The sequence below is a fragment of the Microcoleus sp. Z1_B2 genome (assembly GCF_036700325.1).
Classification (GTDB): Bacteria; Cyanobacteriota; Cyanobacteriia; order Cyanobacteriales; family Microcoleaceae; genus Microcoleus.
Genome location: NZ_JAUBOQ010000003.1, coordinates 52782 through 74561, shown reverse-complemented (window position 1 = coordinate 74561; position 21780 = coordinate 52782). Strand labels below are relative to the sequence as shown.

The window sequence follows — 21780 nt, the reverse complement described above, 5'->3', positions numbered from 1 at the left end:
TCCGTTGCCGAACTTATTTTTTTCGGCAGTTTACAGCATCTATCCTGAGATTTTTTTTCAAATATTAATTATGATTAATTCGCACTACCAGCAAGAAACCGCAGCACAGCAAAACCAAAGTTCGCTGCAAACTCTCTCCCGGACTTTGAGAATGTCTCACGGGCAATTTTCGCTCATTTTGGTACGGTGCAATTACAGCGCTATGAGAGAGGAAATTGTAAGGCAATTGCGGGCAGAGTCTGGGATCGAGATTCGAGAAATTGTCCTCCCGCCATCTGTTAAAACTCTTTACACGACGATAGAAACCAAAATTTCCTGCAGCCATCCGGCAGCTTTAATGGTGTTTGGATTGGAATCGGTAAGTGCGATCGATCGCCTGCTGACTTCTACCAACTACGTGAGGGAAGAATTTCGGAATAATTTTCCTTTCCCGGTGGTGCTGTGGGTGACAGACAAAATATTAAAAAAACTGATTCGGTTAGTAACAGATATCGAAACTTGGACGACAAGTGTTGAATTTGTGATGGGCCCGGACGACTTGGTAGATTTTTTGGGCAAAAGTGCCGATCGCATTTTTTCCAACATTTTAGAAAGTGGCAATTGGCGTTTAACTAATTCTGCCATTCTCGGAGCCAATTCTTTGAGTGAACTAGAGTCGGCTAGCCAAGACTTGCAAACTTGCAATATCAGATTAGAACCAGCTATTGAAGCAAGTTTGCAATTTATTCGCGGTAGGCACGAATATGCTTGTCACCGCATCTCTGCGGCTATTGAATTATATCAAAAAAGTCTCAGTTTTTGGAAGTATCAAGTAGCATTTATTGGACAAAAAACAGAATTTAGCGATTTGTTATTTACCGTTCACCCTGCACCGGTGTTAGAGGGAATTCTGCTATTCCACATCGGTCTTTGCTACCGCTTCCAAGCAGAAAAACACCGCAGCGGCAACCGTCCTTACTGGACGGAAGCTAAGAATTATTTTCAGGAATGTATAGATGTTTTAGAACGCGTGGGGCGGCCGGATGCCGTGAGTATATTCATCAATCAACTTGAGGAAGTATTGCAGCATTTAGAAGATTGGGATGCACTCTGGAATTTAGCCATAAAAGCTCGGAGGTTACATGAAAATATGGAAAATTCAGCAGTTAATTTGGCTCAAGATTACGGCTTTTTGGCTAGAGTAGCCTTAGAGCAAAAGAACTGGCAAGGGGCGAAAGAATGGGCTTTAGTGGCTCTAGACGTTCTCAACTCAAATTTAGAAGCGACGGGACAGGGAACCCCTGTAAAGTCGCAGCATTTAGGCTTGTATCTGTTAATTTTAGCAGAGGCCCAGAGTCATTTGGGTGAGGTGCAAGAGGCGATCGCGCATTTAGAACTTGCTCGCTCGGAAACCGAACCTTGCTACAACCCGCAACTGTATTTGCGGGTTTTAGAAATGCTGCGATCGCTCTATTTTCAGCGGGGAGAATATCTCGAAGCATTTCAAATTAAGCAAGATTATCGAGCGGTGGAACACACGTATCGGTTCCGAGCTTTTATTGGGGCCGGAAAGTTGCAGCCGCACAGAGAAGCGGTTAATTCCGTCGCCGAAACTCTTGCCGGCGCTGCTACTATTGCTGACGAGATTACAGCTTCCGGCAGAGAGGAAGACCTCAACCGCTTGATATATAGAATGAACAATACCCCCGACAAACTGACAGTAATTTACGGTCAGTCTGGAGTTGGCAAAAGTTCAATAGTCACGGGAGGATTAGTACCAGCTCTCAAACAAAAAAAAATAGAAATGCGGACTGTTTTGCCGGTAGTGTTGCAAGTTTACAACAACTGGCCGCGGGAATTGACCAGACAGTTATCTGCTGGAAAAGCTGAAATATTCGATTCGGAAAATTCCGAAGCAGTACCAGAAACTGCTCCGGTAGATTTGACCGTAGAAGCAGGTGCAGTCAAGGGAAATCTTATTTCGGGATTGCACGGTGGCTCGGCTGCGAAAAATGAGGAGCAAAGGGAGCAGTCACAGCCAGTAGAATTTATCATACAACAACAGGCGATCGAATACGAAAACATTATCAATGAGCTGCAAAGAAATTCAGAACATTTAGTTACTGTTCTGATATTTGACCAATTTGAAGAATTCTTTTTTGTATGGAAAGAGCCAGCGGAAAGACAAATATTTTTTGATTTTTTGCGGGAATGCTTGAAAATCAAATATTTAAAAGTCGTCCTGTGTTTGCGGGAAGATTACCTGCACTATGTGCTGGAATTTACTCGACCAAAAAACCAGACAGGATTCGTTAACAATGATATTTTAGATGACATTCTCAGCAAAAATATTCTGTTTTATTTGGGAAATTTTTCGCCGATCGATGCGCGAGCGGTAATTCGCACTTTAACTGAGCGAGCGCAGTTTTACTTAGAACCGGAGCTGATCGAAGAATTAGTCAATGATTTAGCTGGAGAATTAGGAGAAGTTCGCCCGATCGAACTACAACTTGTCGGCGCTCAACTACAACAAGAGAACATTAGAACTTTAACTCAATATCAGGAACTTGGCAACAATCCGCAACAAAAATTAGTCGAAAGGTTTCTCGAAGAAGTTATCAAAGATTGCGGCCCAGAGAATGAAGTAGCGGCGCGCCGAGTTTTGTATTTGCTCACAGATGAAGAACAGATTCGTCCCCTAAAAACCCGCGCAGAATTAGCTTCAAGTTTAGCGACATTTGCTGAAGCTGACAAATTAGATTTAGTCTTAGAATTGTTAGTAAAGTCTGGTTTAGTCTTTCGATGGATGGAACTGCCTGCTGAGCTTTATCAGCTCGTTCACGATTATTTAGTTAGCTTCATTCGCCAGCAGCAAGAATTAGATAAAAAGGCAGAATTTGAGGAACTGCGAAAGCAAAACCAAATTAACCGAGATGAAATTGAACAAATTCGCAAAGACAGAGAGCAAGATGCTTTGCTGTCGGAAGCTAGAGACAAACAGTACCAAGCAGAAGCTCAACTTTACCACACTCGGAGATGGCAATTGCAGGCGGCGGTTCTAGGAGTGCTTGTACTCGGAGGAGTTTCGGGGATGGCTTTCGAGCAAGCAAAATTAGCAGAAAGCGCACGGCAAGAAGCAGAAACCAGTCGGACTGATGCCCTAAATTCGGCGTCGGAAGCTTTGGTGCTTTCTAATGAAAAAAATCAATTAGGAGTGTTGGGAAATAGTATCAAAATTGGTCGTGATTCTCTGAAAAGTACGGCGCTGCCTGTGGACACTAAAAATCAAATTGCTGAAAGACTAAGACAAGCAGTTTCCGGGGTGCAAGAACGCAACCGTTTCGAGCAGCACAGCAAGTTTGTTTTGGATGTAAGTGTTAGTCCCGACGGCAATTCAGTTGCTTCAGCAAGTGCAGATCAAACTGTTAAATTGTGGAGCAAAGAAGGTAAGTTATTAAAAACTTTCAATCACCCAGATAGCGTGACGAGTGTTAGTTTTAGTCCTGATGGGAAAACGATCGCTACTGGTTGTGCCGATCGCACAATTAGAATTTGGCAAGTAGATAACGACAAAAGTGCGATTGGCATTTTATCCGGCCACCGCGATATCGTCACCAGCGTCAGTTTCAGTCCAGACGGCAAAACCCTAGCTTCCGCCAGTCACGACAACACCGTCAAAATCTGGAACCTTGCGAACAAAAAATTGCTGCAAACCTTAACCGGACACAAAGACTGGGTGCTCGGCGTCAGTTTCAGTCCCGACGGCCAAACAATTGCCTCAGCAAGTGTTGACAAAACTGTCAAACTTTGGAACCGAGAAAGTAAAACGCAGAAATTTAGAATTAATCCCAAAACATTAACCAAACATTCTGACATTGTTTACAGCATTAAGTTCAGTCCAAACAGTCGAGAACTCGTCTCAGCAAGTGCCGACACCACAGCCAAAATTTGGAACCGAAACGGTGAGGAAATCAGAACTCTCAAAGGACACAACGATGAAGTTGTCAGCGCGACTTTCAGTCGCGACGGCGAAAAAATTGTCACCGGCAGTGCAGACGATACGGTGAAAGTTTGGAGTCGCAGCGGCACTTTGCTCAACACTTTTCGAGGACATCAAGACGACGTGAGGGCTGTAAGTTTCAGCGGCGACGGCACTATTGCTTCCGCAAGTAAGGACAAAATAGTGAAAATTTGGAAACCAGACAGCACTCCGCTGAATAAGATTTTATCAGGACACGAAGACTGGGTTTACAAAGTCAGTTTTAGCGCTGACGGCAAAACAATTGCTTCTGCTAGCGGGGACAAAACAGTGAGACTTTGGCGTGCTGACGGCAGTTTATTCAAAACCTTAGAAAGTCACAAGGATTCTGTTACCTGGGTTAGCATTTCGCCTGATGATAAAACTGTTGCTTCCGCGAGCGATGACAAAACCGTGAAAGTCTGGAGTTTAAACGGCAAACTGTTAAATACTCTCAGCCACAGCGGCATTGTTAGAAGCGTGAGTTTTAGTCCAGATGGAAAGATAATTGCTGCCGCAAGTGCCGATCGCAAATTGTACCTCTGGCGCTGGAACGGTGCTAAAGCAACTTTGTTGGCAAAACTCGATCACAGCAATCCAGTAATTAGCGTTAGCTTCAGTCCCGACGGCAAAACTATTGCTACTGCTACCGCTGCTGAGGACAAGCCAAGCGGGAAGAAAAAGGCTTTTGAAATTACCGGAGAAAAGAGAGTTTACCTATGGGAATTTAACGGTTCGTCGGCGAAAATCCTGAAAACTCTCGACCACCAAGACAGCGTTAAAAATGTTAGTTTTAGTCCAGACGGCAAGACTATTGCTGCTGCTTGCGCTGACAAAAAAGTTTACTTGTGGGGGTTTGATGGAAAGGTGGCGAATTTAACTGAAAAACTCGACCACAGCGATACTGTAGAAAGCGTGAGTTTTAGTCCCAACGGCAAGTTGATTGCGGCGGCGAGTGGGGGAAATACTGTTAAGCTGTGGGATTTTGACGGCAAGAAGGCGCTGCTATCGAAGACTTTGGAATCGAGCGATCGCGTGTTGAGTGTTACTTTTAGTTCTGATAGCAAAACTCTGGGTTTTGCTAGTAGGGATAGGAATGTAATTCTGTTGCCTGTGGAGAATTTGGAACTGAATAATATTATTGCTCGCAGTTGCGAGTGGTTAGGAGATTATTTGCAGAATGACCCGAATGTTGCTGAGGGCGATCGACTGCTGTGTCTTGGGTTTGGGAAACAGGCGTTAAATAAGGGGAAGCGGTGAAATTGACAGGGGTAAGTTGCGGGCTGCGCCCCCTACATAATTATATTTTGCTAATTCTCATCTACATAATTTTATGGAAAAATTCTGTATATGTCTCGGCGGTGCGCTACTCGCTGACAAATTAAAGTTTTTGTCGGTGCATCAACTGTGAGTCCAATACGGTAGTCACCAAGACGAATCTTATATTTATCTGGATAACCTTTCATTTTTTCCAGATATCCTAATGCAAAGGGATTGTCTGATTCTAAGAATTGAAAAACTATAGGTTCTATCCTACTTCTAATTTCAGCAGGTAAACCAGCTAGTTCTTTGAGGAACCGATTTGTATATTCAACTTGCCACATTATTTTGTTTAATTGAGTTATAATACTTTAGTGCTTGTTCTTTTGATAATCTCTCATCACCTTCAGTTTCTTCTATAAGTTTAGCCAGACCATAGTTTTCCAAAATCTCCTCGATTTTCTCAAATTGTTCAAGGGGGATTTGAACAGCAATCGGCTGCTGATTTTCGTCGATTACATAACTTTTATGTAGTTCTAGCATTTTGTAGTGTTTATATCTGAGTATATGAATTATTATAATAGATACATTTTTTTTGTCAAGAGGCGATCGCGTCTGCCTGTCGAGTTACTCAACCGATAGGTTAAACAAATCTATCTACTGGCTAATTGTGGTCGCAGTAAACTTGCGCTAAAATTCGACTGATAAGCTTAAGCTTTTTGGCAATTCCCCACAGAATTAACCAGCAATCAAAACCCGAGGTAAACCACATGGATGTCAACTCCCAAAATGTCCAACCAATCCCGCCATTCAACGAGACAAACGAGGAAACACCAGAGATAGGTGGCGGTTTGCCCGTAATAGAATATTGGGCAGAACATACATTGTCCCCGGAAGGGCCGAAACTTTGGAAAACTTTGCTGCACAAAAGTGCTTGTTTGTCGTGTTCTTGGGGCACGGGCGGACAGAAAGGAGGTTTTACAAATGAAGAGGGCGAAAAACTTCAGCGGTGCATGAAAAGCGTCGAAGCAATCTCCGCTGAAATCAAGCCGGCTATCTCAACTCAATTTTTTGAACAGCAGAGTATTGCACAACTTCAGCAATTAACTTCAATGGAAGCCGATAGGCTGGGAAGGCTGAGTTTTCCGATGATTTTGCGGGCTGGTTCCTCTCATTACGATCGCATTTCTTGGCAAGAAGTTTATCAAATTGCCGAAGCTGCGTTTCGCAAAACTCCCGAACGAGTGGCCTCTTACAGTTCCGGCCGTTCTTCCAACGAAGCGGCTTTTCTGCTGCAATTGATGATGCGGGCGATGGGTTCCAATAACTTAGCAGATTGTTCCGATCTCTGCCACGCTCCCTCGACAACCGGCTTAAGCGAAATGTTTGCCACCCGCACCTCGGTAGTGAGTCTAGAAAACTTGAAGGAAGCAGATTGCGTCGTGCTCGCGGGCAGCAATTCTTCCTACAACCATCCCCGCTTGATGAACGAATTGATTAAAATTCGCGACAAAGGCGGTAAAATAATTGTCATCAATCCGGTGATGGAAATCGGGTTAGTCAAGTTTGGTTCTCCCGCATTTCCTGTCAAATCGCTCATCCCCGGTTCCGATATTTCCTCCCTATACTTGCAACCAATTCCCGGCAGCGATACGGCGCTATTTGTAGGGATTCAAAAGTCTATAATCGAACAAGGATTGCTGGACGAAAGCTATTTGCAAGCTCATACAGAAGGCTGGGAAGCAGCAGTCCAGCACGCCCGCGAAACTTCTTGGGAAACTATTACTGAAACCTGCGGAGTTTCCCGCGCAGAAATTGAGGCAGCAGCCAGAATTATTGGCACGTCCCAGCGAGTTGTCTTCGGTTGGGCGATGGGAATTACCCAACACGATAACGGTGTAGATAACGTTTTCAGCATCGCTAATACTGCCTTAATGACAGGAAATGTCGGCAAAGAAGGGGCGGGATTAATGCCCGTGAGAGGACACTCAAACGTGCAAGGATTCGGCTCTATGGGCGTCACTGTGAAGCTGAAAAAAGAAATTCAACAAGCTTTAGAAAAGTTATTGAATCGTCCCCTGAGTCCTGTTAAGGGCTACGACACTCGATCGCTCATTGAAGCAGCAGAAGCAGGCAAAGTTGATACCCTGATCTGTCTGGGCGGCAACTTGTATGGGGCAAATCCAGATTTAACTCAGGCAAAACGCGCTTTAGCCAATGTTGAAACCGTTATCTACCTCGCAACCAAACCGAATTTAGGGCATTTTCACGGATTGGCAAAGCACAATACAATTGTGATCCCCGTGCTGAATCGCTTTGAAAACCCCCACAAAACAACCGTGGAATCTGGCAATAACTTTGTGCGTTTAAATGATGAGGGCGAAACTCATCTCCAGAATTCGGATTTGATTCCTGAAGTGCATTTTTTGACGGAATTAGCCAGCAGAATCCACGGCGATTTTCCGGTTGATTGGCGCCGACTTCAAGACACAAAATACGTGCGCCAATTGATTGCTAAAACTATTCCGGGCTATGAAAAAATAGCGACAATTGATGAAACACAAGAGGAATTTACCATCAGCGGCCGCATTTTTACAGAACCTAAATTTCCTACAGAGTCTGGGAAAGCGAAGATGTTTGTCACGCCTTTACCTAAGCTGAAATTACCGGAAGCGAAAGAGTTTGGACTATCGGAATCAACACAGGGTATTGTTGTAGCCTTAATGACGGGACGCAGCTATTCTCAGCATAATACTGTGGTTTACAAAATTGATGACAAGTACCGGGGAATGCCGCACCGCAACTGCATTTTGATGAATCGCGCGGATGCAGAAAGCACGGGTTTGCATGAACATCAACGGGTTACGGTGCAGGGAAATGTGGGGAAAATGGAAAATGTCGAGGTGATTTACGGGGCGGTTCGTGAGGGTGCTGCTTTGATGTTTTATCCTGAAGTTAATGTGATTTTTCACCCGGAGATTGAAAGGCGATCGGGCACGCCTGCTTACAAGCGCGTACCTGCTTTTGTATACGCCTAAGTTCGGCAAAGGATTCTGTAACGGATGTAACGGATGTTATGATTAGCTCTGCCTTCTGTCTTCTATAACTCACATTTTAGATGATTTTTAAGAACAGGCAAGATGCCTGTTCCACAAGGAGTTAATTTTTTGTGGGGAGTATGGGTTGGGCATCTTGCCTGCCCATATGCAAGTCTTAATTAACTCTTAATTTGCAAAGTTCTACCGCGCCAAGTCCACCCCCAACCGGTTTCAGTTTGAATCGCAGAACCGATCGCAATTGCGGCCACTAAGGATCGCGAATTAAATAACTTACAATTTTAATTGTTATTGTGGAAGTTATTTAATTCTCATTCCTAACGCACCTCCGAAACCTCCAAACCACCAGTATTTCGTCGGACATTCAGAAATCTCGGCACCCAAGGGGCGCAAAGTGTAATGCTGCCAAATTACGATTACGGATAAACAAATAGTTAACCAGGTAATTGGTTGGTTGGTCGCGGCTGACAAGCGAATTTCTTCATGTGGTATCCGCCACGTGATTTATCCGTGGAATTGATCCAAAATCTAAAATCGAAAATCCTCAAGAAAGAGCATTTATCTCGCGCAAGTCAATTTTTTAATCTAAAATCTAAAATCTAAAATCGCGCAATCGATTGACCTGCTAATATTTTAAGCCGGGGGTCGTTGAGATGCTGTTGCAGGGTTTCCCCGATCGCCTTGGTGTCGTCTGTCGATCGATCGTCTACAATTAAAACCTCTAAGTTGTCCACAGACAGCGGTGTACTCTCCCTCATGGCGATCGCGCAATCCCGAATATTCTCTGCCTCGTTGTATTGTAAAACTTCATTAAGTTTATAAGCATTAGTGGACAAAAGTAGTATCCTGTGGTCAGGAAGACCAAATGATACTACCTGACTAGGCCAAGGCAATAGGCATCACTCTACACAACCGCATGGCGAGTCGTGGAAAGCAAAATTAAGGAACCCAGACTCAACCATGCAACTAGCAGAAAGGCACATTATTAAGCATACAGAACACCGTTTTGCCGAACTCGATAACGCTTCGTGGCAATCCAAAAATCTCTACAACGCTGCTAACTACGTCCTTCGCCAAAACTTCCTCTACGGCTGGGGATATCTCACTTACAATCAGATGGCTAATTTGATGAAATCCCATCCAGCATATCAGGCACTACCTGCCAAAGTCAGCCAACAAATTTTGATGATATTGGACAAAAACTGGCAAGCTTTTTTCGAGGCTCTCAAAGCTTACAACAAAGAACCGACAAAATTTACAGGACGCCCAAAAATACCGAAGTACAAAGATAAAGTTAAGGGGCGAAATATTCTCGTTTATACAGTGCAAGCAATTAGCAGCAAACAATTAAAAAAAGGAATTATCAAACTTTCAGGGACAGAAATATCGATTCAAACAACTGTCAAGCCCGATCGAATTTGTCAAGTAAGAGTAGTTCCCAAATGCAATTGTTACGTAATCGAGGTAATTTACCATGAACAGGAGCCCGCCCGATATCGAGAGAACTCTGCATCGGTAGCCAGTATCGATCTCGGACTGAATAACTTAGTAGCGCTAACATCAAATCAACCAGGCTTTATCCCCCTACTGATTAACGGGCGACCGCTAAAATCCATCAATCAGTTCTACAACAAGCGCAAATCCCAATTACAATCTCAATTGAAAGGCAATCTTAAAACCTCATCAAGAATTGTGCGCCTCACTCGCTGTCGCAATCAAAAAGTCGATAACTACTTACACCATACTAGCAGGCTGATTATCGATATTTTGAGCGAGCGTCAGATTGGGACATTAGTAATTGGGAAAAATGTGCAGTGGAAAAACTGCATTAACTTAGGCAAGCAGAACAATCAAAACTTGGTCAGCATTCCGCACGCTCGATTAATTCAGATGTTGGAATACAAAGCTGTTTTGGCTGGGATTGAAGTAATAATACAGGAAGAATCCTATACTTCAGCCTCCAACTTCCTTTCTTTAGATCCGATTCCTGTTTACGGCGATAGCGATGCCAACAGCGTGGAATTTACTGGCAAACGCATCCACAGAGGTTTGTACAAAACGGCAGAGGGTTTGTTAATTAATGCTGATGTTAATGGGTCTTACAATATCATGCGAAAAGCACTCCCAAAAGCGTTGAGCAATGGGATAGGGAGCTGCGTAGTTCAGCCCAGGCGGGTTAATCCGCTCAAAGTAAAAGCGAAAGGGGAGGGGCACGATGCCTCCCATGTCATGTAATAGATTACTATACTTTTACCAGCTATGCTGGTACGATTACCGAAACTTTAGGAAACTACGCGGCGGGTTCCGGTGAGGGCCTCGCGGAACTTCTGTCGGTTTGAGGCGCATTTTTGACCGATCGGCGCAAATTCTTAGTGTAAGCTCTACTTACAATCAGAGAAAAAATTAGCAGGGTTAACAATATCAAAGCGAACTGACCTCAAAATTTCAGTACACGATTTGTCTCCCTAAATATTAAAAAATATTAAAACAAAAAGCTAGTCGATCGCCCGAAAAGTTATTTTGACCGAAACCATCCAGGATACAAGCCCCCGGATTCATCTCGCGCAAGTCAATGCTTCAATCTAAAATCTAAAATCTAAAATCGCGCAATCGATTGACCGCCTCTTTTGCTATAATTTGTGAGCATCTTTCGGCTCGCCCGCACCGAGGGGCAAGACCCCTCACCCAGACAGCGACCGAAAAGCCGAGGATAGATATCAGTTTTCAGAGGATATTGCAATGGGCGAATTTTTTACAGTCGATGTGTTTGCGAACACGATAGCGGTACTCGGCGCTTTGGGTTTTTTCTTTTTGGGATATCAAGCTTTGCAGATGTTGAAAAAATAAAGTATGTCAGAACTGAGATGTTGCACCATTGTCAAGAACGGGCAAGATGCCCGTTCCACAAAGAATGATTTTTCTCGTGGAACAGGCATCTTGCCTGTTCCTAAACAAGTAATTGAGAATGGTGCAATATCTCAGTCAGAAGTCAGAAGTCAGAAGTCAGAAGGAAAGAAGGAAGAGGGAAGAAGGAAGAGGGAAGAAGGAAGAAGGAAAGAAAAAAGAAGGAAAGAAAGAAGAAGGAAAGAAACAACTATTCCGAATACCCAATGCCCTGTTTTGCCAATGCCCAATGTCCTGTTTTGCCAATGCCCTGTTTTGCCAATGCCCAATGCCCTGTTTTGCCAATGCCCAGGAACACCTAATTTACCTGAAAAAGGCTATACAACTGACTCAACATTGCCACTGTTTCTTGCGAAAATCAACCAAAAAAAGGCTGCGTTATTATCATGGTGAGCCAACTTTTAGATGGACGCTATCAAATCATTGAAGTCATAGAAACAGGAGAATTTGGGCAAACCTATCTGGCCAAAGATATTCGCCGTCCCGGAGAACCGCAGTGCTTTGTCAAGCACCTGCGTCCCGGTACTACCGAACCGAAATTAATTAATACTACGCGCCGTCTTTTTCAAAAAGAAGCAGAAGTTCTAGAAAAACTCGGTCAACACGACCAAATTCCTCAGCTATTCGCTTATTTTGAAGAAAATGAAGAATTTTTCTTAGTAGAATCCTTCGTTGCCGGTCACTCGCTATCAACCGAGATTGTACCGGGCAAGCCTCTAACTGAAGAAAAAATGATTCCTTTGCTGAAGGAACTGTTAGAAATTTTAGTATTTGTACACGGACAGGGCGTAATTCACCGAGATATTAAACCGGCAAATTTAATCCGCCGCTATTCAGATAACAAGTTAGTTTTGATTGACTTTGGCTCGGTGAAAGAAATTCACATCGCTCAAAGACAAGCGCCGGTAACTGTGCGGATTGGCACTTTGGAATATATGCCGATCGAACAATTTCAATACAACCCGCAACTCAACAGCGATATCTACGCTTTGGGAATGATTGGCATCCAAGCAATGACGGGTTTGCCGGCTTACGATTTGCCGAAACTGCGGGATTTGAAAAATTCTAATAAAGGCGAAATTGTTTGGCGGCATTTAGCCACGTGTTCCCAAGCGCTGGCTGATGTTTTGGACAATATGGTGCGCTACGATTTTCGGGAGAGGTACCAGTCGGCGGCGGAAGCTTTAGCCGATTTGAGGAAAATTGGCGATCGCTCGCGGGCGCGGATTCCCAAGCTAACAATATATCGCGAAGAAGTCGATCGGCGCAGCAGCAGCCGGGGTGATATTACAGTCGTCGGTCGAAGAATATTAGATGAACTGCGCGTCAGTTTGGAATTGCTGCCAGAAGAAGCAGAGGCGATCGAAGATGAGGTATTGAACCCTTACCGGAAATACAGGGAAAAAGGCGAACGCTACGAACAATCACTGCAAGAAGCAATGCAGCAAGAATATCCCTTTTCTCTGGAAACTCGCGACGAATTAAAACGCTTGCAGCAAGTTTTAGGGCTTACCGACGAAGATGCCGCGAAAATCGAAGAATTAGTCATTCCTAAATCTTTATTTGCTAAATTGTACAAGGCGATATCCACAGTTTTGGAGGGACATCGCAACCCCAATCTGCCACCAGCGAGTAGCGCCCCTCACCTCGTCGAATTGCAGGCAAGTCCGGCGGTATCCCCGCAGGTAAATCTGAACGGAAAAACCGATTTGTCGAACTCCAGCCCAGCAGCACTTGTCCCCAAAGAAACTCGCAAATTCAACCCTGATCTTGCCGGGGCAACAATTGCGGCTATCTTAGCTGCGATCGGCGGAATTTACGGATATCTCAAATGGCAAGAATGGCAGCAGCTAGCCCAGAAAGAATCCCAACAGCTCAATCAAATTGAAGCTCTTTATACAGCCAGCAATTATGAAGGCTGCATCAGCCAAATACCAACAATTGCCGACACTTCCAGCACCTATTCGTCCGCTCAGGAGTTACAAGAACAGTGCCAAGCAGGTCTGCGTTGGAAGAACGCCACAGTCAAAAATTTCGCTCAGCATTCCGATGCAGTTGGGTCTGTTGCTTTCAGTCCCGACGGCTTAATGTTAGCCAGCGGTTCTAAAGACAAAACCATCCAAATTTGGGATTTAGCTACAGGCAAGTCGATTCGCACTTTTCCAGGAGATTCCTCCACTATTTGGTCGGTTGCTTTTGACTCAAACGGTACGAAACTGGCGACGGGAACCGGTTTTTGGCGAGTCATGTTGTGGGATTTGAAAACAGGGCAAGTGATTCGCAGTCTCGACCACACTGCTTCTGTTTGGTCTGTCGCTCTTAGCCCCGACGGACAGCTTGTCGCTAGCGGTAGCGGAGACAAAACCACAAAGATTTCGGATGCAACAACTGGCCGTTTGATTCAGAGTTTTCCAGACCATACAGATTTTGTTTATTCTGTTGCTTTCACTCCAGATGGAAAAAGTTTGGTTAGCGCTTCTAAGGATAAAAAAATTACAGTTGTGGATGTCGCAACAGGGGCGTTGCTCAAAACAATTGAGGGACATGGCGACGCGGTGAGGTCGGTTGCTGTTAGCCCGGACGGCAAGACAATTGTTAGCGGTTCCTACGATGAAAGTATTAAAATTTGGAATATCGAAACAGGAGATTTAATTCGCTCTATCAAGGGACATTCTGACGATATTGTCTCGGTTGCTATCAGCCCGGACGGGAAGTTTATTGCCAGCGGGAGCAAGGATAAAACTATTAAAGTTTGGGATTTTGCTACTGGAGAATTGCTGAATACTTTGACGGGACATTCCGATGAGGTTTATGTGGTAACTTTTAGTCCCGATGGCAAAACTATTGCTAGCGGTTCTAAAGACAATACTATTAAGTTGTGGTTGAGGTAATACGATTTTAGATTTTAGATTTTAGATTTTAGATGGGAATGACTTACTGCATAATGGTTGGGAATTTCCCTACAGTTGCATCCTTTTGAGGAACTGGTGTACTATCAATTCCGGTCGATTACCCCTAATATCATGTCCGAGCCATTGACCGTGATTAAACGCCGGGGCGGGTTTACAGATTTTCCCGTTTCTATTCAATATCTTGGTGAACCCGCCCCTACAGGAATCAGGGTTAATTGACCGGACATAATATAATACGGTAGGGGCGGGTTCACCCAAAATATATGCCAATAATTGACAATCTCAAAAACCCGCCCTTTTAATCGCTCGATCGTAAATGATATCATTAGTCATTGGTCATTTAATTGGTATAATTCAGCTCATTTTTGAAGGTTTGGGGAAAGTGCCAATAAGGCGTTTCTAATTCGTCCTCAGTTGGAGAATTTTCAGTTGAGTTCTCTCGGATTTGAAAAAAGTGGTAGAGGTTAGCGACAGTTAAATCGGATATTTCTTGCCAATTCGAGGCAGCTAAACCTTGATAGCCAGTAGCGATCGCCTGCTGGCTGACATAAACTTCGGATCTCCGGCGGATTTCCGGCGACACAGCGAAGGTTAGCTGGTCGCGCAAGGATAGAAAGTGAGACTTTTGCTTTAAACTTTCATAAAGTGAAGGTTCCGCAGCTAATACCGTGAATGTAGTGTACACGCTGCTTTTTAAACTCTCGCCGCTGAGTTTATCTAAACTAGCTAACTGGTGCTGCTCTTTTGGAGACAAAGTTTCCATCCAATCAACCTCATTGTGCCAAAATTCTATTACACTTAAATCATGACCGAGAATCCTAGTAACTTCGGGAAATAAAAAATCTAGTTCGGGTTCGGATTGACATCCTTTAACAACAGTTAGAAGATTTTGACGAATTTTTGATTGCAGTTCCCGGAGGCGATCGCTCACCATATCGTAGGCCCGCTGCAAGTGAAACGTGACCCCGATCGCCTGCTCGATCGCCCAAACACATTCCATTTGCCTGAGCTTTCCTGCAGAAGACAGCCCCTCCAACAAACTAGGATTATCATAAATTTTTAAAGCCTCAAACAGCATATCCCGCCCGCTATTAATTTCGGAATTCCGAAGTTTAATATCTGGCACTGTCAGGGCTGACTGACAGCGTTTGATAGCTTTAGAAAAAATCTCATAACCGTTAACCAGTTTCTGGCGGTGCATTTCAAAACTTGAGTCGTGAGCCACCTTAAAAATCTGCTGGATCACTTCTACTCCCCTATCTTTGAGGATGTGTCTGAGATCGATAAATCCGTCTTTAATTTTTAGCTTCTGGTGCTTTGCCTCTTCTCGGATTTTTAATACTTGGTTGAGGTTTACTGCTGACAAAACTGTGTTCGATACAGCGCCAATACCAATGACAGCAGCAGTCGCTTGCATCACTGCCAAATTAATTTTCAGACAGTTAAGCATTCTGTATATTTTTTGAAACCCCTGATGAGTTTGAGCAACCTGCAACGGCGCCACAGTGACGTACAGGGGAGCTACCAGCGGCTGTATGGGGCCACCTCCGGCTAACTGTGCGAGCAATCCTATAACTCCCCGCGAGGAAAGAGTTTCACTTCTTGATTGATAAAAAATTTTTGCGAGCTCCACAAACTCCCCTGTCACCGGATCTCTAGCTGCGGGGAGCAATTTTCCTGTTTTGGTAGCAGGCTGTACAAGGTTGCCACTATTGAGTCGCGCCTGAGTTGCAGGGGTGAATATATAATCCATGTTGTGGCTCAGTTTCCATTCAAAAAGGCAGATGTTTTGTATTGTATGCTGTTTATGGAAACGAGAGATGAAAGGAAATGAATGAGTATCTCAAGGCATTCCAGGCTATTAACCTGTTTAGCGATCGATTGTTGGCAGACGAATATCAATCCGTGGAGATTAAACAGTCAGCTACCCAACTCAATTTAGATGTGGAACCTTGTATTGACGAAATTAAGCAATCTGCCATCAGGCTCAAAGAGCTACTTCAGGTATGTTTCAAAGATGTATCTCAGGCTGAGGATGTCTGGAATAGCAAGCCGAGAATTGCGGGAGCATCTCCTGTTGATGTCTGGGAGCAAATTGGCGAACTAAGCGGATGCGATGTGAGAATTCGCACTTTAGGAAAACAGGGCAAATATGATGCTGTTGCTAAAGTTCGCAAATCTTGGAGCGACAAGGCAACCAAGTTAAAAAATCATTGGTTTTTGTGGGATAAAAACTCTCAAGTCTTTCAAAGAGATACTATTGGTTTTTTTGAAAAAGATAATTTGCACAAAGAGTTGCGGAATGAAGTTGATTCCCAGGCAGAGCGAGTGATTTTAATTATGGAAAATGAATTAAATTTAATTTTTAAAGAATTACAATCTATTGATATAGAAAAAATTGAACTTTGTATTGAATGCTTTGACCTAAACAGTCAGTCTAAATTTAGAGAGCGACTACAATCAATAGGCGGGGAGATTGTATCGAAGTTTACGGAGCCTCTGAAATATTTGCCGGATTCTTATATGAAGAGTTTTAAAGAAACGCTGAAAGAACCTGTAGAAACTCTGGTTCATAAAAGCAAGATGGGAATCAGTTCGATCGATTTTGAAGAGTGCTGTAAAGTGATTGGCTTAATCCTAGAAAATGTGATTTTAGCAATTTTTGAGGAGCGTCTGAAACTGGGAATTGAAACAGTTGAAAAAGCGATTAAATTCTACAATAATTTTTTAGAGAAGCAGGCGCGGTATCAGAAAGAAACGCCCCAACAGCGAGCGGCGGAAAAAGATTGGATTGAAGGCCAGCGGCAGCAACTCAGGGAAATTCAGCAGTATATTGATGCAGTCATTAGTCATTAGTGGTTAGTTATTAGTAATTGGCAATTTGTAATTAGGAGTTAGTAATTAGTGTTTTAACTACTAATTACTGACCCCTAACTGTTGAATTCACCCAAACAGGACTTACACAGAAGCTAATTAATTATTTACGGCTCCATGCACACCGCACCTTAGCGCTATAATTAGCGCGTCAAACCACTTTTTGCGTAAGTCCTGCTAAAAATAGATACAAGCCCCGGAATTAAGTCAGGGAAATAAAAAAATTAGACTTTAGTTCAACTTCCCACTCAAGGCTGGGGAGTTAATCTAAAATCTAAAATCTAAAATCTAAAATCTAAAATCGAATGATTATTGATATTGACCGCTGATTTCGTAAACGATCGCGCCCAAAGACGCTAAGCTAGCTAAAATTAGCATTCCGGCCGGCATGAATTTTTGAGTTTTAACAAGGCGCACAATAAAGACTATTACTAAAACAGCGGAGATGGCTGCTGCTAATGTTAAACCCCAACTTTGTCCCATAAGCTGGGCGGTGCCGGCAAAAATTAGCAGCGAACCGCTAATCAAGCCCGAAATGAGCGAGGCTTGGCTTTTGGCCTTGATATAACCCATGATGCCGCCAACCAGTGTTAAAATGCCGTAGCCGATCGCCGCTGCTGTACCTAAATTCATTTTTAATCCTCCCGATTTCACTGTTTGCATCTAAATTTATACAGCGCGGCCTGCAATTAGTGTCACGAATTGTTAGAAAATTTATTAAAGCCAGTCAGGATATGTAACTGTTATACAATTGCCATTATGTCAGCCCTAACTTCTGGTGCGATCGCCCAAATCCGTTACCTCCAGCGCCTCGCAGCATCCCTGCTGCTGTATCAATCGGTTCTCAAAAGCCCCGCCGGCCAAGCCTTTCTCGATTTGCTGCAAGCCCTTCACCACAGCGAAGTCAGCGGTTTGGAATGTCAGGTAGCTTACGGGAACTGGTTCAAACTTCAGGCTGCTAAAAATTTAAGCTGGAAAGATTCTTTGATTTGGGAAATTCTCAAAAACGAAAACCCCTTTTCACGCCGAGCACAGCAAACAGATTTTGCAAGTTTGCCCCCCGCTTTGGTGGAGGCCGCCCGACATGATTTAGAAGTGCTGCAAAATATTTACGAATGCAGCAGCGAACAGTTGAGCAAGTGGGTGCGGGTAGCGGGTCAACTTGACGCAGTGCCTCCGATTTGGCATTCAGAAAGTGTAGCAGAACAGGGAGATTTGCCGCTGCACGGAAAACTGGAAAAATGGTCGAGCGCTACGGAATCTTTGGCAGCTTATTACCGACAGTTTGGCACGGGTTTGTTTGCCGAATATCGCGCTTTTGCGTGGCGGGGAGGGCAGTTGGCGAGTATTTCCCATCCCGATCGCATAACTTTAAAAGAGTTGGTTTGCTGCGATTGGCAGCGGGATGCTTTGGTGAAAAATACGGAGTTTTTGCTGGCAGGTTATCCGGCTTTGCACGTCTTGCTATACGGCAGCCGCGGTTCGGGCAAGTCTTCTTTGGTGAAGTCGCTGTTAAATGAATTTGGATCTCGCAATCTGCGCTTGATTGAAGTATCTAAATCGGATTTGCAAGATTTGCCGCTAATTGTCGAGCAGTTGCGGGGAGTTCCTCAAAAGTTTATTATTTTTGTGGATGACCTGTCTTTTGAGGAAGATGATGATGCTTTTAAAGCTCTGAAAGTTGTGTTGGAGGGGAATGTGACTGCCCGCTCTCAAAATGTGGTAGTTTACGCCACATCTAACCGCAGGCATTTAATTCGAGAGTTTTTTGACGACAGGCCTCGCCCCCGCGACGGAGATGAAGTTCACGCTTGGGATACTGTGCAGGAAAAACTTTCATTTAGCGATCGATTTGGCTTGACTTTAACTTTTGAACCGGCCGATCAAAACACTTATTTAACAATTGTCCGACATCTGGCAGAACTTGCTGGAATCAAACTCGCTGCTGAGGATTTGGAACACCGCGCTAAAGAATGGGCAACTCGTCGCAACGGGCGATCGGGCAGAACTGCGCGACAGTTTGTTGATTTTCTGAAAGCAGATTTAGCCCTTTTTGACAAATAGATGGTCTGCGCTGTAATGGCGGGTTTTAACTGAGATGTTACATCCTTCTCAATAAGTTTTTTATGAACAGGCTTTTCGGCCTGTTCCACAATAAAATTCACTCTTTGTGGAACAGGCCGAAAAGCCTGTTGCTTACAAGGGTGCAAGATGCCTGTTTTAGCCGATATATGGGAAGGCAATTCAGGATCTGAATAAACCCGCCGTTGCAGCGCCGAAGGGCGAAATAAAAATTCTTAATTTTTTCATAATTTTATTGATAATAAATAACTAACCAAATTTGATATAATTATCAAAATCTCCCAAGAAACCTCCAGAGCCAGAACCCATCCTGACTCCATAAATCCACCACTAAATAATGAGGAAAATATCATGGGTTTATTTGATAAAGTATCGAAGACTCGCCAAGAAACGGAAGTAACTTTAGGGCCGGCCGAATCATTTGCGGCGATCGCGCTAATTGCCGTAGCAGCCGACGGTTACATCAATGACAGCGAAAGTAAAGCGATTAGCATGACGCTATCTCGGATGCAACTGTTCCGCAGTTATCCTGATGACGTGATGAGAAAAATGCTCGATCGCCTGCTGATGATTATGCAACGGCAAGGAGTGGAGGTACTGTTTAATGCCGCTTTGGCAATGCTTCCCGACGAACTTAAAGAAACAGTTTTTGCTGTGACAACTGATATCGCTTTAGCAGATGGCGAGGTTTCAGAAGAAGAAGAACAACTTTTGAACGATCTTTACAGTGCATTGGGGATTTCCGAAGATATTGCCCTCAAGATTATAGACGTGATGTTGATTAAGAACAAAGGTTAAGAAATCAGGGGAAGGAGTGAGGAGGGCGAATTTTACAATCTAAAAAATTAGTGCCTACTTACTTAGCTGACAACTTCTCCAAAAGTGCGGGTTTACCGATATGATGGTTGGTAAAATTGCGATCGAATTTGCGATCGCCGTTACTACCTCAAATGCCTTTCACTTACACCCGCACTGTTCGCTTTCAAGATACCGATGCTGCTGGAGTCGTTTACTTTGCTAACGTTTTGGCGATGTGCCACGAAGCTTACGAGGCATCTCTAGCAGCATCGGGAATCAATCTCAAAGCATTTTTCAGCAATTCCGAGGTTGCCTTTCCCATAATTCATGCTAGTGTAGATTTTTATCGCCCAATGTTTGCGGGCGATCGGCTGATGATTCAATTGACGCCTAAACAAGTTACTGGCGATGAATTTGAAATTGCCTATCAACTATTTTCTGAGGAAGTTGCAGGAAGAAGCGCTGCTAAAGCTATGACTAAGCACGTCTGCATCGATGCAGTTAGCCGAACTCGAAAACAGCTATCTGAAGACTTGATGCAGTGGATGAGGAAAATTGAGAGTTGAGATTTCAGATTATACTAATTCTCAAAAGTCATGCAACAGTAGCGCTCCGGGTGCGTCGCCACCTGCCAATCCTAAAAAAGAGTGACAATCTCAAAGCGACGCACCTTACCTCATAGTTCAGGAAACAAACCCAACACTCATGATTGTTGCTTTCTGGAGGCGAGAATTGGCATTAGTTCTATCTTTAAATAGTAGCAGGGAATGACAATCAAATTTCTGTTTTGTTGATAATTATTTCTGAATAGTTGATAGTATGTCAAATCGCAATTATGCCATTGTGGGCACGGGAGCTTTAGGCGGATTCTACGGTGCTAGACTGCAACAAGCAGGTTTAGAAGTCAATTTTTTGCTTCGTAGTGATTACGAACACGTCAAAAAACACGGTTTGATTGTCGAGTCTCCCGAAGGCAACTTCACCCTCCCTCACGTCCGCGCCTACCACGACGCGCACAAAATGCCTCAGTGCGACGTAGTAATTGTAGCGCTGAAAACAACTCAAAATCACTTGTTGCCCAAAATATTGCCTCCTTTATTAAAGGATAACGGCGCGGTTTTAGTATTGCAAAATGGATTGAATACAGAACCGGAAGTCGCTAAAATTGTCGGTGCAGAACGAGTGGTTGGCGGGCTGTGTTTTCTCTGCTCTTATAAAGTTGGGCCCGGTCATATCTGCCACCTAGATTACGGCACTATCACCCTGGGAGAATATGCCCAGGACTACAAAGCAATCGGTATTACTGATAGATTGCACCAAATTGCTAAGGACTTTAAACGTGCTCATATTCCCATTAAAATGAGCGAAGATTTGCTATTGTCAAGGTGGAAAAAGCTGGTTTGGAATATTCCTTATAACGGGCTGTCTGTAGTGTTGGATGCGAGAACTGACGAACTGATGGCTAATCCCGATACTCTGATTTTAGTTAAGGAAATCATGGGGGAAGTGGTAGCGGCAGCCAAAAGTTGCGATCGCATTATTCCCGATGACTTTATCCCACAAATGCTCGAATATACTCAGAAAATGAAGCCTTACCGCACCAGCATGAAAATCGATTATGATGAATCGCGGCCCCTGGAAGTTGAGGCGATTTTTGGTAATCCGATACGGGTGGCGCAGCAAGCAGGTATTAGGTTGCGGCAAATAGAGGTACTTTACCGAATGTTGAAGTTTGTGGATTTTCAAAGACAAGAAGCGGAGAGGACGAGAAGGCTATTAGGTTTGTCCTAATTGGCAATTGGCAATTGGGCGGGGCGGGTTTGTGAGATTTCTCGCTGGTGTTGTAGATATTGGTGAACCCGCCCCTACAGGAATTACTGTCAAATCCGGTTAATTC

At 43.9% G+C, this 21780-nt stretch carries 15 protein-coding genes; 10 read left to right on the top strand and 5 right to left on the bottom strand.

Annotation, left to right across the window (positions count from 1 at the left end; genetic code table 11):
• The first annotated feature begins 70 nt into the window (after positions 1–70).
• The gene (locus tag QT984_RS02220; protein WP_333208405.1) at positions 71–5257 is read left to right on the top strand and encodes an nSTAND1 domain-containing NTPase; all 5187 of its coding nucleotides are present in this window, start codon (positions 71–73) and stop codon (positions 5255–5257) included.
• Between the two features lie 71 nt (positions 5258–5328).
• Here the strand turns inward: QT984_RS02220 and QT984_RS02215 are convergent, their stop codons facing one another.
• Positions 5329–5601 carry a type II toxin-antitoxin system RelE/ParE family toxin gene (locus QT984_RS02215; protein WP_333052593.1) on the bottom strand — a complete coding sequence of 91 codons (273 nt, stop codon included), beginning with the start codon at positions 5599–5601 and terminating at the stop codon, positions 5329–5331.
• The gene (locus QT984_RS02210; RefSeq protein ID WP_333052595.1) at positions 5588–5800 is read right to left on the bottom strand and encodes a hypothetical protein; all 213 of its coding nucleotides are present in this window, start codon (positions 5798–5800) and stop codon (positions 5588–5590) included. Before QT984_RS02210 ends, QT984_RS02215 begins: the two co-directional genes overlap by 14 nt.
• A gap of 227 nt (positions 5801–6027) precedes the next feature.
• On the opposite strand from QT984_RS02210, the gene QT984_RS02205 reads away from it, so the two are divergent.
• Positions 6028–8295, top strand: coding sequence for an FdhF/YdeP family oxidoreductase (locus QT984_RS02205; protein WP_333052598.1), 2268 nt, complete (start codon positions 6028–6030; stop codon positions 8293–8295).
• A 617-nt stretch (positions 8296–8912) separates the two neighbouring features.
• Here the strand turns inward: QT984_RS02205 and QT984_RS02200 are convergent.
• Positions 8913–9149 carry a glycosyltransferase gene (locus QT984_RS02200; RefSeq protein ID WP_333208404.1) on the bottom strand — a complete coding sequence of 79 codons (237 nt, stop codon included), beginning with the start codon at positions 9147–9149 and terminating at the stop codon, positions 8913–8915.
• 124 nt (positions 9150–9273) lie between these two features.
• Here QT984_RS02200 and QT984_RS02195 point away from each other — a divergent pair, with 124 nt between their 5' ends.
• The 3 genes from QT984_RS02195 (at position 9274) to QT984_RS02185 (ending at position 14108) form a co-directional block, all read left to right on the top strand.
• Positions 9274–10548, top strand: coding sequence for a transposase (locus QT984_RS02195; RefSeq protein ID WP_333052604.1), 1275 nt, complete (start codon positions 9274–9276; stop codon positions 10546–10548).
• 615 nt (positions 10549–11163) lie between these two features.
• Positions 11164–11610 (top strand): hypothetical protein, encoded by a 447-nt coding sequence (locus tag QT984_RS02190; protein WP_333052606.1) that lies wholly within the window; start codon positions 11164–11166, stop codon positions 11608–11610.
• A complete protein-coding gene (locus QT984_RS02185; protein WP_333373026.1) occupies positions 11604–14108 on the top strand; it encodes a protein kinase domain-containing protein in 2505 nt (834 codons plus the stop codon). The genes QT984_RS02190 and QT984_RS02185 overlap by 7 nt, the downstream gene beginning before the upstream one ends.
• Before the next feature lie 361 nt (positions 14109–14469).
• Here the strand turns inward: QT984_RS02185 and QT984_RS02180 are convergent, their stop codons facing one another.
• Positions 14470–15882 (bottom strand): hypothetical protein, encoded by a 1413-nt coding sequence (locus QT984_RS02180; protein ID WP_333052610.1) that lies wholly within the window; start codon positions 15880–15882, stop codon positions 14470–14472.
• Between the two features lie 77 nt (positions 15883–15959).
• On the opposite strand from QT984_RS02180, the gene QT984_RS02175 reads away from it, so the two are divergent.
• On the top strand, positions 15960–16985 hold the full coding sequence (locus tag QT984_RS02175; protein ID WP_333052613.1) for a hypothetical protein: 1026 nt from the start codon (positions 15960–15962) through the stop codon (positions 16983–16985).
• Between the two features lie 327 nt (positions 16986–17312).
• On the opposite strand, the gene QT984_RS02170 is transcribed toward QT984_RS02175, so the two are convergent.
• Complete coding sequence (locus QT984_RS02170; RefSeq protein WP_190735279.1) at positions 17313–17636, bottom strand: TMEM14 family protein; 324 nt, start codon at positions 17634–17636, stop codon at positions 17313–17315.
• Between the two features lie 126 nt (positions 17637–17762).
• On the opposite strand from QT984_RS02170, the gene QT984_RS02165 reads away from it, so the two are divergent.
• From QT984_RS02165 to QT984_RS02150, 4 genes are all read left to right on the top strand, one after another.
• Positions 17763–19067, top strand: coding sequence for an ATP-binding protein (locus QT984_RS02165; RefSeq protein ID WP_333052616.1), 1305 nt, complete (start codon positions 17763–17765; stop codon positions 19065–19067).
• 369 nt (positions 19068–19436) lie between these two features.
• Positions 19437–19883, top strand: a complete 447-nt coding sequence (locus QT984_RS02160) for a tellurite resistance TerB family protein (protein ID WP_333052618.1) — start codon at positions 19437–19439, stop codon at positions 19881–19883.
• 107 nt (positions 19884–19990) lie between these two features.
• Entirely contained in the window at positions 19991–20449 is a 459-nt protein-coding gene (locus QT984_RS02155) for an acyl-CoA thioesterase (protein ID WP_445242997.1), read from the top strand.
• A gap of 253 nt (positions 20450–20702) precedes the next feature.
• On the top strand, positions 20703–21674 hold the full coding sequence (locus QT984_RS02150) for a putative 2-dehydropantoate 2-reductase (RefSeq protein ID WP_333232842.1): 972 nt from the start codon (positions 20703–20705) through the stop codon (positions 21672–21674).
• Positions 21675–21780: the final 106 nt, after the last annotated feature.